We start from the raw sequence: 13,123 nt of genomic DNA, 5'->3' as shown, positions 1-13,123 counted from the left end.
CCGACGAGTCAGGGCTTTGCGGAAATAACGGTGATCAGGCGTTGCAGGCGGCGGCGTAACCGTCGGCGTCCAGCAGCTTGTCCAGCTCGGCGGCGTCGGCCGGCTTCACCTTGAAGAACCAGTTGGCGTAAGGGTCGGCATTGACCAGCTCGGGGCTGTCGACCAGCGCCTCGTTGACCGCCACGACTTCACCGGCGATCGGGCTGTAGATGTCCGAGGCGGCCTTGACCGACTCAACCACACCGGCTTCCTGACCGGCGGTAAGCTCGGCGCCGACTTCCGGCAGCTCGACGAACACTACGTCACCCAGGGCTTCCTGGGCATGGTCGGAAATACCAACGGTCACGGTGCCATCGGCTTCCAGGCGGGCCCATTCGTGGCTGGCGGCATAACGCAGATCGGCGGGGATATTGCTCATGGGATCATCCTCAAAAAGTGTCCAACGGCGCATAGCCGTCAAGAATAGGTCAAATCAGCGCTTTGCCGTGGCGGACGAAGTTGGCCTGCACCACGCGCACGGGGAACCACTTGCCACGGATTTCCACCTCGGCGCGGTCGCCGGTACCCGCCGGCACGCGGGCCAGGGCGATGGATTTACCGAGGGTCGGGGAGAAGCTGCCACTGGTGATCTCGCCTTCGCCGACGCCTTCGACGCGCACCACCTGGTGGGCACGCAGCACGCCGCGCTCTTCCAGCACCAGACCGACCAGCTTGGGCTGGTTGCCGGCGGCACGCTGAGCTTCGAGCACAGCACGGCCGACGAACTGGCGCTCGGCCGGTTCCCAGGCGATGGTCCAGCCCATGTTGGCCGCCAGCGGCGAGACTTCTTCGGTCATGTCCTGGCCGTAGAGGTTCATCCCGGCTTCCAGGCGCAGGGTGTCGCGCGCACCGAGACCGGCCGGCGCGATGCCCGCACCCACCAGCTCGTTGAGGAAGCCCGGCGCCTGTTCGGCCGGCAGCATGATTTCCAGACCGTCCTCACCGGTGTAGCCGGTGCGGGCGATGAACCAGTCGCCTTCCGGCAGACCCTGGAACGGTTTCAATTCCTGAATCAGGGCAGCGCGCGCGGCCGAGACCAGCTCGGCAGTCTTGGCGCGGGCCTGCGGCCCCTGCACGGCGAGCATGGCCAGGCCGGCCTGATGCTGCAGGGCGACGTCGAAACCGGCGCTCTGCTGCTGCATCCAGGCCAGGTCCTTGTCGCGGGTGGAAGCGTTGACCACCACGCGGTAACCCTCGGCGGTGAGGTAGACGATCAGGTCGTCGATCACCCCGCCCTGCTCATTGAGCATGCCGCTGTAGAGTGCCTTGCCCAGCACCTGCAGGCGATCGACATCGTTGGCCAGCAGATGCTGCAGGTAGGCCTTGGCCTGGCTGCCGCTCACGTCGACCACGGTCATGTGGGACACGTCGAACACGCCGCAGTCGCGACGCACCTGATGGTGCTCCTCAACCTGCGAGCCGTAATGCAGCGGCATGTCCCAGCCGCCGAAGTCGACGATCTTGGCGCCAAGGGCGACGTGCAGGTCATACAGGGGGGTACGCTGTCCCATGCAAAGCTCCGGAATATCGATCGGATGACGCTCGCCGGCGGGCCGGCGAGAAGCGGCGCGCATTGTAGCCGCTGGCGGGGGGTTCGGTCACCCCAGGCGACGGGCGTCCTGCTGCAGACTCAGTGTCCGGGACGCCGCGCCGAACGGCGGATCAGCAGGATCACCGGCAGGAGACCGACCAGCACCAGGCTCAGCGCCGGCAGCGAGGCCCGCGCCCATTCACCCTCGCTGGTCATCTCGAACACCCGCACGGCCAGGGTGTCCCAGCCGAAGGGGCGCATCAGCAGGGTGGCGGGCATTTCCTTGAGCACATCGACGAACACCAGCAGCGCGGCGCTCAGGACGCCCGGCAACAGCAGCGGCAAATAGACGCGGCCAAACAGACGCAGGCCGCCGGCGCCGAGGCTGCGCGAGGCCTCCGGCAGGGACGGACGAATCCGCGCCAGGCTGCCTTCGAGAGGACCGTAAGCCACCGCCATGAAGCGGATCACATAGGCCAGCAGCAGCGCCGCCAGGCTGCCCAGCAGCAAGGGTTTGCCGGCGCCGCCCAGGGCCTGGGACAGCGGAATCACCAGCTGATTGTCCAGATAACTGAAGGCCAGCATGATCGACACCGCCAGCATCGAGCCGGGCAGCGCATAGCCCAGGTTGGCCAGCCCCACCAGGCTGCGCATCGGGCGGGTCGGCGTCTGCCGCCGGGCAAAGGCCAGCAGCAGCGCCAGCGTCACGGTGAACAGGGCGGCCAGGGCACCGAGGTAGAGGGTGTGGCCGATCAGCCCCAGATAGCGCTCGTCGATATCGAAACGCCCGCGTTGCCAGAACCACACCAGCAGTTGCAGCAGCGGCACCACGAAGGCGCAGAGGAACACCAGCGCACACCAGCTGCTCGCGGCCAGCGCCTTCCAGCCGCGCAGACGGTACAGCGCCTGACTGCGCGCACGCTCCTGCACCGGACGGGTCGCGCCACGGGCACGACGCTCGCCATAAAGCACCAGCATCACCGCCAACAGCAGTAGGCTGGCCAGCTGAGTCGCGCTCTGCAGGCTGTAGAAGCTGTACCAGGTCTTGTAGATGGCGGTGGTGAAGGTATCGAAGTTGAAGGCCGCCACCGCGCCAAAGTCAGCCAGGGTTTCCATGATCGCCAGCGCCAGACCGGCACCGATAGCCGGTCGCGCCATCGGCAGAGCCACCCGCCAGAAGGCCTGCCAGGGAGACAGCCCCAGCACCCTCGCCGCCTCCATCAGACCGCGGCCCTGAGCCAGAAAGGCGCCACGGGCGAGCAGATAGACGTAGGGGTAGAACACCAGCACCAGCACCACGATCACGCCACCGGTGGAGCGCACCCGCGGCAATCTGAGCCCGCTGCCAAACCACTCGCGCAGCAGCGTCTGCACCGGGCCGGCGAAGTCCAGGAGACCGATAAAGACGAACGCCAGCACATAGGCCGGGATGGCAAAGGGCAGCATCAGCGCCCAGTCCAGCCAGCGCCGCCCCGGAAATTCGCACAGCGCCGTGAGCCAGGCCAGGCTCACCCCAAGGCCGACCACGCCGATGGCCACCCCCAGCACCAGGGTCAGGGTGTTGCCCAGCAGGCGCGGCAGCTGGGTGTCCCACAGGTGCGCCCAGATCGCCGTATCCACCTCGTGCCAGGCCAGCAGCATGACCGACAGCGGCAGCAGCACCAGCAAGGCAATGGCGGCAGCGATGGGGTACCAGCGGCGCTGGGCGGGATGGGCCACGCAAGATCCTCAGCTAGAAAACACGACGCCCCAGCTTGAGCCGGGGCGCCGAGTATAACGGGGATGCTCTAAGAGTGAGCGGGCTAGCCGATGGCTTTAGTTCCAGCCGGCGCGGTCCATCAGCATGGTCGCCTCGGCCTGACGCTTGCCGGCCACTTCCATCGGCACGCTGTCGGCCTTGAAGCTGCCCCAGGCAGCGACTTCGGCAGACGGCTTTATCGCCGGGTTGGCCGGATACTCCTGATTCACATCGGCGAACAGGCTCTGCGCCTCGGCACTGGTCATCCACTCCAGCAGCTTCTGCGCCTCGGCCGCATGTGGAGCATGGGCGGTAACACCGGCACCCGAGAGGTTCACGTGTACGCCACGGTCAGCCTGGTTCGGCCAGAAGGGCTTGACCTTGAGCTGCGGGTTTTCCTTGTGCAGGCGCCCGTAGTAGTAGGTGTTGGTGATGCCCACATCGCACTGACCGGCATCGATGGCCTGCAGCAGGGCGGTGTCGTCGGCAAACACATCGGTGGCCAGGTTGTTCATCCAGCCCTTGATGATGGTTTCGGTCTTGGCCGCGCCGTGGGCCTCGATCAGGGTGGCGGTCAGCGACTGGTTATAGACCTTCTTGCTGGTGCGCAGGCACAGACGGCCTTCCCAGTTGCTGTCGGCCAGGGCTTCGTAGGTCGACAGTTCTTCCGGCTTCACGCGCTCGGTGGAGTAGAAGATGGTCCGCGCGCGCAGCGACAGACCGGTCCAGGCGCCGGTGCTGGAACGGTACTGAGCCGGGATATTGGCCTCGATCACCGGAGACTTGAGCGGCTTGAGCACACCTTCCTGCTCGGCCTGCCAGAGGTTGCCTGCATCGACGGTGATCAGCAGGTCAGCCGGAGTGTTCTCCCCCTCGGCCTTCAGGCGCGCCAGCAGCGGCGCTTCCTTGTCGGTGATGAACTTGATCGGCGTACCGGTCTTGGCGGTATAGGCATCGAATACCGGCTTGATCAGCTCGTCGATCCGCGCGGAATAAACCACCAGTTCATCGGCGGCAAGGGCCGGAGCGGCAAGGGCAGAAAGACTCAGGGCAGCAAACAGCGACTGGCGGATCGACATGGCAACAGCCTCGGCAGTTGGAAAAGTTGGCGAATGATAGTTACTCCCATTCGCCTTCTCAATCATCTTACCTGTTCAGACGTTACCAGGTGTTGCGCGAAATCAAGATCGCGGCATGCGCAGAACAAGCGAAGCAGGGGGACTTAACAGGCTGTTGAAAAACGTTGGCGAGGCCGCCAGCGCAAGGCGCAACGCAGTAACAACCGTAGGTTGGTCAAAACAGGCGAAAAAGCGCACGCCTACATGGATGTAGGCGGTAGAGCGAAGCAGGAAGCCAGAGCCGAGTTTACGAATGGTAAATGAGCATTTTGAGCCTGTTTTTAACACCGCGAGGCAACGCACGACGGCATGGATGCAGGAGGTAGCGCGACGCAGGAAGCCAAAGCCGAGGTAGTTTTTCAACAGCCTGCTAAGCGCGCGCCAGATCCGGCAGATCCCCCGACAACCCCAGCGCCTGACGGACGAACAGGCTCTTGGCCTCGGGCAGGCCATCGACCCAGTTCAGGCCCGCATTGCGCGCCCAGCGCAGCGGCAGCGGATCGGCCTGGAACAGACGCTCGAAGCCTTCCATCGCGGCCATCATGGCCAGGTTGTGCGGCATGCGCCGGCGCTCGAAGCGGCTCAGGGTCTTCTCGCTGGTCAGCGACTCGCCACGCTCCAGCGCATGCAGCAGCACCTCGGCCAGCACGGCGGCATCGAGGAAACCGAGGTTGACGCCCTGCCCGGCCAGCGGGTGAATGGTGTGTGCGGCATCGCCGATCAGGGCCAGGCCCGGCTCGACATAGCGCTTGGCATGTCGCTGACGCAGCGGCACGCAGACCCGCGGGTCGGCTTGCTGCACTTCGCCCAGACGCCATTCGAAGGCCTTGCCCAGTTCGCGGCAGAAAGCGGCTTCGTCCAGCGCCATCAGACGCTCGGCTTCGGCCGGCACGGTCGACCAGACGATCGAGCACCAGCGCTCGTCGCCCTCGCGGTTGAGCGGCAGGAAGGCCAGCGGGCCGTCATCGGTGAAACGCTGCCAGGCCGTACGCTGGTGTGGCTGGGCACAGCGCACACTGGTGACGATGGCGTGGTGCAGGTAATCCCACTCACGAGTGGCACAACCAGCCAGACGGCGTACCGCCGAGTTGGCGCCATCGGCGGCCACCAGCAGTGGCGCGCGCAGTTCGCGGCCATCGCTGAGGGTCAGCAGCCAGTCATCGCCGCTGCGGCGCAGCTGCTCCAGACGGGCATTGGGCAACAGGCCGATATCGCTGTCGAACAGCGCTTCGAGCAGAGCATCCTGCACCACCCGGTTCTCGACGATATGACCGAGCACCTCGGCATGCACGCTGGCCGCGGCAAAGTGCACCGAGCCGGTGCCAGAACCATCCCACACCTGCATCTCGCGGTAGGGCGAGGTGCGCCGGGCGACGATACCCGGCCATGCGCCAAGACGCAGCAGCACACGCCGGCTGGCTTCAGACAAGGCACTGACGCGCGGCTCGAAGGGCGCGCTGGCATCGAAGGGTTTCAGGCTGAGCGGGCCGCCATCCAGCAGCAGGATGCTCAAGCCACTGTCCTTGAGCGCCAGGGCCAGGGCGCTGCCCACCATGCCGGCGCCAACGATGATCAGATCCGCACGCATTGCTGTTCCTTAGGCCGCTTGCCGCACGCGCGGCTTGAGCCGCACGTAGAGAGTCTTGTGCACCCGTGCTACCAGGGTGCCGTCGCCATCATGCACGTCGACGTGCAGTTGTGGCAGGTATTTGTCGCCGCCGGCGGTGCGCTGGCGAATCTCGTCGAGCAGCGCTTCCTCGATGCGGAAATCCGCGTATACCGGCCCCTTGCCCGGCGCGATGAAGTCGATGCTGGCCGCCTTGTCCCACACGATGTAATCGCTGCCCAGGTTTTCCATGACCATCAGCATGAAGAACGGGTCGGTCATCGAATACAGCGAGCCGCCGAACTGGGTGCCCACATAGTTGCGGTTGTACCAGCCCAGCCCCATTTTCACCCGCACCTCGCGGAAATCGCCGGCGATGTGCTGAATGCGTACGCCCGCCCCCAGGTAGGGCGGGTAGAAGTTCATTGCCCAGCGCAGGAATCGCGCCTTGCGGGCCAGTTTGGCTTGTCTCATCACGTCTCTTCACGGGGCGCCAGCACGGCACCCGACAGCAGAATTTTTACAGCGGCCGCGTGCCCAGGCCCATGGCCTGGCGGGCAAACCAGTGTTTGGCCGGCGGCAGCAGATCGAGGCCGAGCAGGCCCAGATTGCGCCCCGCCACCAGCAGCGGCTGGGCAGTGGAAAACAGCCGGGTCACCTGATCGGAAAAGCCCACGGTCAGCTGTTGGTCGAGGCGCTGACGCCGCAGGTAGTCCTGCAGCACCGTGAAATCGCCGGGAGTCGCCGGGCTGTCCAGCAGGGCTTCGGCCAGCGCCAGAGTATCGCGCAGCGACAGGTTGTACCCCTGCCCGGCGATGGGATGCAGGCTGTGCGCGGCATTCCCCAGCACCACCAGATGCGGCCGCACCTGCTCGCTGGCCTCGATCAGACTGAGCGGGTAGATATGCCGGGCGCCGACCTGAGTCAGGGCACCCAGGCGGTAGCCGAATACCTGCTGCAGCTCGGCGAGAAATTCGCGATCGGGCAACGCCGCCAGACGCTGAGCGTCACCGCCCTGACGCGTCCAGACCAGCGCGCTGCGGTTCTCCGACAGCGGCAGCAGGGCCATCGGGCCATCGTCGGTGAAACGCTCGAAAGCCTGGCCCTGATGCGCCTCGGCCGTGCTGATGTTGGCGATCAGGGCGCTCTGCCCGTAAGGCGTGGTTTTCACCGCAATGCCCAGCTGTTCGCGCAGGCCGGAGCGGCCGCCATCGGCCAGCACGGCCAGGTCGCAGTCGAGCTGGCTGCCGTCATTCAGGGTCAGGCGATAACCGTCGCCCAAGGCCTGCAGGGCCGTGACTTCCGCCGGGCAGCGCCACTCGACCACCTCGGCATCCAGCGCCTGCCACAGGCACTGGCCGAGCCAGGCGTTCTCCACCACATAGCCCAGCGCCGGCACGCCCTCGCTCTCGGCGCTGAGGCGGGTGGCGCCGAAACGGCCGCGGTCGGAAACATGGATCTGGCGGATCGGCTCGGCACGGGCACTCAGCGCCGGCCACAGGCCAAGGCGCTCGTAGATCTGCCGGGTGCCATAGGACAGCGCACTGGAGCGCGCGTCATAGCTGGGCTGGTAACTGTTGCCGGGGGCGAAGGGTTCGATCAGCACGATGCGCCAGCCACGCTGACGGGCGCCCTCCTGCAGGGCCAGAGCCAGCGAGGCTCCGACCAGACCGCCACCGATAATCGCCAGCTGCACGCGGCTCATATCAGGCCGCCTGCTCGCGCGCGGCGGCCATCAGCGCCTCGATCTCGGCCACGGTCTTGGGCACGCCGCCGGTAAGAATCTCGCAGCCGGTCTTGGTGACCACCACATCGTCCTCGATACGCACACCGATACCGCGCCACTTCTTCGCCACGCGCTCATCGTCGGCGGGGATATAGATGCCCGGTTCGACGGTCAGGGCCATGCCCGGCTCCAGCACGCGCCACTCGCCGCCGACCTTGTAGTCGCCGACGTCGTGCACGTCCATGCCCAGCCAGTGACCGGCGCGGTGCATGTAGTAGGCCTTGTAGCTTTCGGTTTCGATCACCTCGTCCAGCGTGCCGGTGAGCAGGCCCAGCTCCAGCAGCCCCTCGGCAATGACCCGCACGGTAGCCTCGTGGGCCTCGTTCCAGTGCTTGTCCGGGCCAATGGCGGCGAAAGCGGCTTCCTGGGCCCTGAGCACCAGCTCGTAGATGGCCTTCTGCTCCGGCGAGAAGGTGCCGTTGACCGGGAAGGTGCGGGTGATGTCGCTGGCGTAGCAGTCGATCTCGCAGCCGGCGTCGATCAGGATCAGATCGCCATCCTTGAGCGGCGCATCGTTCTCCCGGTAGTGCAGGATGCAGGCATTGCGGCCACTGGCGACGATCGAGCCATAGGCCGGCATCTTCGAGCCGTTCTTGCGGAAGATGTACTCCAGCTCGGCTTCCAGATGGTATTCGCTCAGGCCCGGGCGGGCCGTCTGCATGGCACGCACATGGGCCGCGGCGGAAATCTCGGCGGCCTCCTTCATCACCTTCACTTCGGCCGCACTCTTGTACAGGCGCATGTCGTGCAGCAGGTGGTCGAGGGCGACGAATTCGTTCGGCGGCTGCGCACCCTGACGGGCCTTGGAGCGGATCACGTTGATCCACTCCATCAGGCGGTGATCGAACTCCTGATTGCAGCCGATGGCGTAATACACCCGTTCGCGCCCCTCGATCAGGCCGGGGAGGATGTCGTCGATATCGTTGATCGGGAAGGCATCGTCGGCACCGAACTGGGCGATGGCGCCATCCTGCCCGGCGCGCAGACCGTCCCACAGCTCGCGCTCGGGATCACGCTCGCGGCAGAACAGCACGTACTCGCCATGCTCGCGCCCGGGAATCAGCGCCAGCACCGCTTCCGGCTCGGGAAAGCCGGTGAGGTACTGGAAATCGCTGTCCTGACGGTAGATGTGCTCGACATCGCGGTTGCGGATATACACCGGCGCGGCCGGCAGGATGGCGATGCTGTTGGGCTCCATCTGCGCCATCAGCGCCTTGCGCCGACGGGCATATTCAGCCTTGGGAATGCGCTGCATGGACAGGTGCTCGCTTAGTGCAGGGAAGGTTTTTCGCTGGCCGCCGGCGCCGGCTTGGCGCACTCGGTGAACAGCAGCAACGGCGCCACGCGCAGGTACTCCATGACCTCCATGTAGTCGTTCTCACCGTCTTCGCTCTCATCCAGATCGTTCTGCACCTGCGCGATGGAGGCCAGGTCCTGCAGCACTTCCATGGCCTCGGCCGACAGCGCGGCGTCGCCGGCGGTCAGGCCGAAACCGCCGAGGAAGCCCTGGCACCACTGGCCCATGGCCACGGCACGTTCGGCCAGCGGCGCGTCGTCGGACGGCAGCAGCAACACCACGGCCATCTCGCCGCCAGTCAACTCGGCCTTGACCATTTCCTGCAGACCGATCAGCGCCGCGCGCACGTTGTCCTGCGGGGCGCTGCCGAGCAGTTCGGCGGCATCCACCAGCCAGGGCTCGGGCTCGAAGCCGGCGCCGGCACAGCTGCGGCCGAGCAGCAGGCCGTGCAGTTCGGCGGGAGAAACGGCCTGGCCCTGACTGGCCAGCAAGGCGGCGAAGGCGGCATAAGGGGTAGTGGCGGACATGACAGAACTCTTGGCAGATGACGCGCGGAACAGGCAGCGCAGACGAGGCGCCCGGCGGCGTCGGAAAGAATCGGTAACCAGCCAGACGCGCCAATGGCGGCAAATGCCAATCAGCCCGTAGGCACCATCAGACGGCATGGCTAGAATGATGGCAGTATCCTAATCGACATAGCCCCCCACGCCTAGCGAGAGCCCATGGAAGACGCCGACCTGCACGCACTGACGGCGAAAGTCGAACTGCTGATTCAGCAGCTCGCTACCCTCAAGGCCCAGAACCGCCTGCTGCTGGCCGGCGAACGGGCCTGGCGCGAAGAGCGCTCCCAACTGATCGAAAAGAACGAAATGGCCCGGCACAAGGTCGAAGCGATGATCACCCGCCTTAAGGCCCTGGAGCAGGACTCATGAGCCAAGCCAACACCGTTACCCTGCAGATTCTCGACAAGGAATACCGCATCGCCTGTCCGGCGGAAGAGCGCGACAACCTGGAAAGCGCCGCCCGCTACCTGAATGACAAGATGCGCGAGATCCGCTCCAGCGGCAAAGTCATCGGTGCCGACCGCATCGCCGTGATGGCGGCGCTGAACATCACCCATGAGCTGTTGCACAAGCAGCAGCAACTGACCAGCGAAGCTGCCGCCCACCGGCATCAGGTGCGCGATCTGTTCGAACGGGTCGAGCATGCCCTGGCCGCCGATCCGAACAGCCACGAAGCCTGATGGCAAGCGTGGCGATTGCGGTATACTCGCCACAGCTCCCTGGTGTGTTTGCCAGTCGGTGATGTCCCTGAGCCGATACGCACAACCACGGGGGTTGCATGTTGGGGCCGGTGCGCATGTCCGCCTGACGGAAAGCCTTAACGCCTCCTGCAACCTCCACCTTGAACTTTCGGGTTCAAGGGCTAAACCGACAGCGGCACGACCGGGGAGTCGCTACCTACCATGATCGAAGCCGGCACCCTCAGCCGCCCGCAACTGCGCCGCCTGCTGCGCAACACCCGCCGCAACCTCTCACCCCTGCAGCAACGCCTGGCCGCCCGCAATCTCTACCGCCAGCTGGCCCAGCATCCCGAGTTCCTTCGCGCCCGTCGTATCAGCCTGTACCTGGCCAATGACGGCGAGATCGACCCTGCGCCGCTTCTGGCCGAAGCCCTGCGCCGCGGCAAACAGGTCTACCTGCCGGTGCTCAAAGCCTGGCCACGCACGCAGATGAGCCTGCAACGCCTGCTGCCGGGTGAACGCCTGCAACGCAATCGTTTTGGTATCGCCGAGCCCAGATCCAACCCGAAGCGCCAGATTCCCGTGTGGAGCCTCGACCTGATGCTGTTGCCGCTGGTGGGTTTCGATGAGCATGGTGGCCGCCTGGGCATGGGGGGCGGCTTCTACGACCGCAGCCTGGCCTACCTGAAACGCCGCACGCACTGGCGCCAGCCAAGGCTGATCGGCCTGGCCCACGAATGTCAGAAGGTGGATCGGCTGGCACTGGCCAGCTGGGATGTGCCACTGGCGGCGACGGTCAGCGACAGACAGTGGTATCGCCCGGGCACCGAGCCGAGCTAGAGGTACCGGCGAATCATCGCCAGAGAGAAGAGAAGTTGCTGCGCATCCCTGCGCCAGTCAGCAGCGGTCAGGGCCGCTGGACGGTCTGCGGAGCGTCCTGACGATCCCACAGACTCTGGGTGTAACCGGTGGTCACCACCCCAAGGCCAAACACGATGGCCAATACCCACAGAAGATCTGGCTTGCGCTTCATCGATTGCCTCCCCCTTAAAAGGCAAACTGACCACGATGGTCGACAGCATTGTTTTTATTGTTAGGTCGCACGGCAGTGCCAAGCTTAATCCCCCGCATTGTCTGACAACGTGAAGCGATGTGCAATTTTTCGCCACGATCGCCGCAGAACAGGCAAGATCTGCCGGAAATGCCCCAAGGATCCGTACAGGAAAACCCCATGCCCCAGTACTGGCTGATGAAATCCGAGCCTGACGAACTGTCCATCCGCGACCTGCAGCGCCTCGGGCAGGCGCGCTGGGATGGCGTGCGCAACTATCAGGCGCGCAACTTCGTGCGCGCCATGCAGCCCGGCGATCTGTTCTTCTTCTACCACTCCAGCTGCCCGCAGCCGGGCATTGCCGGTATCGGCCGGATTGTCGGCGAGCCCTACCCCGACCCCACCGCACTGGAACCCGCCAGCCACTATTTCGATGCCAAGGCCAGCGCCGAGAAAAACCCCTGGAGCGCCCGCGATGTGGCCTTCGTGGAAACCTTTGCCGAGGTCATCCGCCTGCCCCGCCTGAAAGCCTGCGCGGCACTGGCCGAACTGCCGCTGGTGCAGAAGGGCACGCGGCTGTCGGTGATGCCGGTCACGGCCGGGCAGTGGCAGGCCATTCTCGACTTGCGCTGAAGCTGTCCGGGCGGGCAAGTTAGCCGCCTGGCATTGACCTTTATCATGACGCTGCGCCGCTCAGGTCCGGGATAATCAGCGCAGCCTCGTCCGGAGTTGCCCCATGTCGCACCGCCCAGCCCGCCTGCTTGCCATCCCTCTGGTCGCCGCCCTGCTTGGCGTGGGGGCTTTCGGCTACTGGAAGTCCATCCATGACCGTCTGCCCGAAGGCATCAGCCAGGGCAACGGCCGCCTGGAAGCCACCGAAGTACAGATCGCCAGCAAATATCCGGGCCGCCTGGCCGAGGTGCGGGTCGACGAGGGCGACCGGGTGGAGAAAGGCCAGCTCCTAGCCCGCCTGGATACCCGCACACTGGAGGCCCAGCGCGATCAGGCCAGCGCAGAAGTGCTGCGGGCCCGGGAGAACCTCTCCGCCGCCCTGGCCACCGTGGACCTGCGCGCCAGCGAGATGCGCCTGGCCGAACAGGAGCTCAAGCGTTTCCGCGAGCTGTTCCAGCGCGGCCACACCAGCCGGCAGATGCTCGATCAGCAGCAGAACCGCCACGACACGGCCAGCGCCGCCCTGAACGCCGCCAATGCTCAGGTCAGCGCCGCGCGCGCCGCCATTGGCGCGGCCGAGGCGCAGGTGGCGCAGCTGACCAGCGAGATCGACGACAGCAGCCTGCTCGCGCCGATGCCGGGCATCGTCCAGCTGCGCCTGGCCGAGCCCGGCGAGGTGCTGGGCGCCGGCGGCCGCGTGCTGCTGCTGATCAACCCAGCCGACCAGTACATGAACCTGTACCTGCCCGCCGCCCTCGCCGGTCGCCTGGCCCAGGGCGACGAGGCACGCATCGTCCTCGACGCCCTGCCCGAGCAGGTGCTGCCGGCCAAAGTCAGTTATGTCGCCAGCAAGGCGCAGTTCACCCCCAAGGAAGTCGAGACCCGCGACGAGCGGCAGAAGCTGGTGTTCCGCGTCAAGCTGCGCCTGACCGACCCGGCCGCCGTGCCCCAGGCCAAACCGGGCATGCCCGGCGCCGGTTATGTGCGCAGTGCCGACGTGGCCTGGCCGGCCAACCTGCAGTGAACGGCCGTGAACACGCCG

General features: G+C 65.8%; 16 protein-coding genes and 1 other RNA gene. 6 read left to right on the top strand and 11 right to left on the bottom strand.

Annotation, left to right across the window (positions count from 1 at the left end; translation table 11 throughout):
* Positions 1-34 precede the first annotated feature (34 nt).
* The 10 genes from gcvH to CK486_RS15325 form a co-directional block, all read right to left on the bottom strand.
* A complete protein-coding gene (gene gcvH / locus CK486_RS15365; protein ID WP_095941190.1) occupies positions 35-418 on the bottom strand; it encodes a glycine cleavage system protein GcvH in 384 nt (127 codons plus the stop codon).
* A gap of 49 nt (positions 419-467) precedes the next feature.
* On the bottom strand, positions 468-1,550 hold the full coding sequence (gcvT, locus tag CK486_RS15360; RefSeq protein ID WP_095941189.1) for a glycine cleavage system aminomethyltransferase GcvT: 1,083 nt from the start codon (positions 1,548-1,550) through the stop codon (positions 468-470).
* A gap of 119 nt (positions 1,551-1,669) precedes the next feature.
* Complete coding sequence (locus tag CK486_RS15355) at positions 1,670-3,289, bottom strand: iron ABC transporter permease (RefSeq protein WP_095941188.1); 1,620 nt, start codon at positions 3,287-3,289, stop codon at positions 1,670-1,672.
* 96 nt (positions 3,290-3,385) lie between these two features.
* Positions 3,386-4,387: an extracellular solute-binding protein gene (locus tag CK486_RS15350; RefSeq protein ID WP_095941187.1), complete on the bottom strand. Its 1,002-nt coding sequence runs from the start codon at positions 4,385-4,387 to the stop codon at positions 3,386-3,388.
* A 102-nt stretch (positions 4,388-4,489) separates the two neighbouring features.
* Positions 4,490-4,789 carry a hypothetical protein gene (locus CK486_RS17980; RefSeq protein ID WP_141248917.1) on the bottom strand — a complete coding sequence of 100 codons (300 nt, stop codon included), beginning with the start codon at positions 4,787-4,789 and terminating at the stop codon, positions 4,490-4,492.
* Positions 4,790-4,796: 7 nt separating this feature from the next.
* Positions 4,797-6,014, bottom strand: coding sequence for a 2-octaprenyl-3-methyl-6-methoxy-1,4-benzoquinol hydroxylase (locus CK486_RS15345; protein WP_095941186.1), 1,218 nt, complete (start codon positions 6,012-6,014; stop codon positions 4,797-4,799).
* 9 nt (positions 6,015-6,023) lie between these two features.
* Complete coding sequence (locus tag CK486_RS15340) at positions 6,024-6,506, bottom strand: DUF4442 domain-containing protein (protein WP_095941185.1); 483 nt, start codon at positions 6,504-6,506, stop codon at positions 6,024-6,026.
* Between the two features lie 46 nt (positions 6,507-6,552).
* Complete coding sequence (ubiH, locus tag CK486_RS15335) at positions 6,553-7,737, bottom strand: 2-octaprenyl-6-methoxyphenyl hydroxylase (protein WP_095941184.1); 1,185 nt, start codon at positions 7,735-7,737, stop codon at positions 6,553-6,555.
* A 1-nt stretch (position 7,738) separates the two neighbouring features.
* Positions 7,739-9,073 (bottom strand): Xaa-Pro aminopeptidase, encoded by a 1,335-nt coding sequence (pepP, locus tag CK486_RS15330; protein ID WP_095941183.1) that lies wholly within the window; start codon positions 9,071-9,073, stop codon positions 7,739-7,741.
* A 14-nt stretch (positions 9,074-9,087) separates the two neighbouring features.
* On the bottom strand, positions 9,088-9,642 hold the full coding sequence (locus CK486_RS15325; protein ID WP_095941182.1) for a YecA family protein: 555 nt from the start codon (positions 9,640-9,642) through the stop codon (positions 9,088-9,090).
* Positions 9,643-9,837: 195 nt separating this feature from the next.
* Here CK486_RS15325 and CK486_RS15320 point away from each other — a divergent pair, with 195 nt between their 5' ends.
* From CK486_RS15320 to CK486_RS15305, 4 genes are all read left to right on the top strand, one after another.
* Positions 9,838-10,047: a TIGR02449 family protein gene (locus CK486_RS15320; RefSeq protein WP_095941181.1), complete on the top strand. Its 210-nt coding sequence runs from the start codon at positions 9,838-9,840 to the stop codon at positions 10,045-10,047.
* On the top strand, positions 10,044-10,358 hold the full coding sequence (locus CK486_RS15315; protein ID WP_095941180.1) for a cell division protein ZapA: 315 nt from the start codon (positions 10,044-10,046) through the stop codon (positions 10,356-10,358). Before CK486_RS15320 ends, CK486_RS15315 begins: the two co-directional genes overlap by 4 nt.
* Before the next feature lie 33 nt (positions 10,359-10,391).
* Positions 10,392-10,571: non-coding RNA, 6S RNA (gene ssrS, locus CK486_RS15310), on the top strand.
* 9 nt (positions 10,572-10,580) lie between these two features.
* Positions 10,581-11,198 (top strand): 5-formyltetrahydrofolate cyclo-ligase, encoded by a 618-nt coding sequence (locus CK486_RS15305; RefSeq protein WP_095941179.1) that lies wholly within the window; start codon positions 10,581-10,583, stop codon positions 11,196-11,198.
* 67 nt (positions 11,199-11,265) lie between these two features.
* On the opposite strand, the gene CK486_RS18340 is transcribed toward CK486_RS15305, so the two are convergent.
* Positions 11,266-11,391, bottom strand: a complete 126-nt coding sequence (locus CK486_RS18340) for a hypothetical protein (RefSeq protein WP_256574436.1) — start codon at positions 11,389-11,391, stop codon at positions 11,266-11,268.
* Between the two features lie 198 nt (positions 11,392-11,589).
* On the opposite strand from CK486_RS18340, the gene CK486_RS15300 reads away from it, so the two are divergent.
* Entirely contained in the window at positions 11,590-12,042 is a 453-nt protein-coding gene (locus tag CK486_RS15300; protein WP_095941178.1) for an EVE domain-containing protein, read from the top strand.
* A gap of 103 nt (positions 12,043-12,145) precedes the next feature.
* Positions 12,146-13,105: an HlyD family secretion protein gene (locus CK486_RS15295; protein WP_095941177.1), complete on the top strand. Its 960-nt coding sequence runs from the start codon at positions 12,146-12,148 to the stop codon at positions 13,103-13,105.
* Positions 13,106-13,123 lie beyond the last annotated feature (18 nt).

The sequence above is a fragment of the Pseudomonas sp. HAR-UPW-AIA-41 genome, assembly GCF_002304225.1.
Classification (GTDB): domain Bacteria; phylum Pseudomonadota; class Gammaproteobacteria; order Pseudomonadales; family Pseudomonadaceae; genus Aquipseudomonas.
The sequence above is the reverse complement of the archived record's forward strand: the minus strand, read 5'-3'. Positions and strand labels throughout refer to the sequence as shown.

Excerpts from the sequence above, each read along its gene's own strand:
- CK486_RS18340 (WP_256574436.1), bottom strand. The coding sequence starts at position 11,391 with ATGAAGCGCAAGCCAGATCTTCTGTGGGTATTGGCCATCGTGTTTGGC.
- CK486_RS15325 (WP_095941182.1), bottom strand. The coding sequence starts at position 9,642 with ATGTCCGCCACTACCCCTTATGCCGCCTTCGCCGCCTTGCTGGCCAGT.
- CK486_RS15305 (WP_095941179.1), top strand. The coding sequence starts at position 10,581 with ATGATCGAAGCCGGCACCCTCAGCCGCCCGCAACTGCGCCGCCTGCTG.
- ubiH (WP_095941184.1), bottom strand. The coding sequence starts at position 7,737 with ATGAGCCGCGTGCAGCTGGCGATTATCGGTGGCGGTCTGGTCGGAGCC.
- CK486_RS15295 (WP_095941177.1), top strand. The coding sequence starts at position 12,146 with ATGTCGCACCGCCCAGCCCGCCTGCTTGCCATCCCTCTGGTCGCCGCC.
- gcvH (WP_095941190.1), bottom strand. The coding sequence starts at position 418 with ATGAGCAATATCCCCGCCGATCTGCGTTATGCCGCCAGCCACGAATGG.
- pepP (WP_095941183.1), bottom strand. The coding sequence starts at position 9,073 with ATGCAGCGCATTCCCAAGGCTGAATATGCCCGTCGGCGCAAGGCGCTG.
- gcvT (WP_095941189.1), bottom strand. The coding sequence starts at position 1,550 with ATGGGACAGCGTACCCCCCTGTATGACCTGCACGTCGCCCTTGGCGCC.
- CK486_RS15300 (WP_095941178.1), top strand. The coding sequence starts at position 11,590 with ATGCCCCAGTACTGGCTGATGAAATCCGAGCCTGACGAACTGTCCATC.
- CK486_RS15340 (WP_095941185.1), bottom strand. The coding sequence starts at position 6,506 with ATGAGACAAGCCAAACTGGCCCGCAAGGCGCGATTCCTGCGCTGGGCA.
- CK486_RS15315 (WP_095941180.1), top strand. The coding sequence starts at position 10,044 with ATGAGCCAAGCCAACACCGTTACCCTGCAGATTCTCGACAAGGAATAC.
- CK486_RS15350 (WP_095941187.1), bottom strand. The coding sequence starts at position 4,387 with ATGTCGATCCGCCAGTCGCTGTTTGCTGCCCTGAGTCTTTCTGCCCTT.
- CK486_RS15345 (WP_095941186.1), bottom strand. The coding sequence starts at position 6,014 with ATGCGTGCGGATCTGATCATCGTTGGCGCCGGCATGGTGGGCAGCGCC.
- CK486_RS15320 (WP_095941181.1), top strand. The coding sequence starts at position 9,838 with ATGGAAGACGCCGACCTGCACGCACTGACGGCGAAAGTCGAACTGCTG.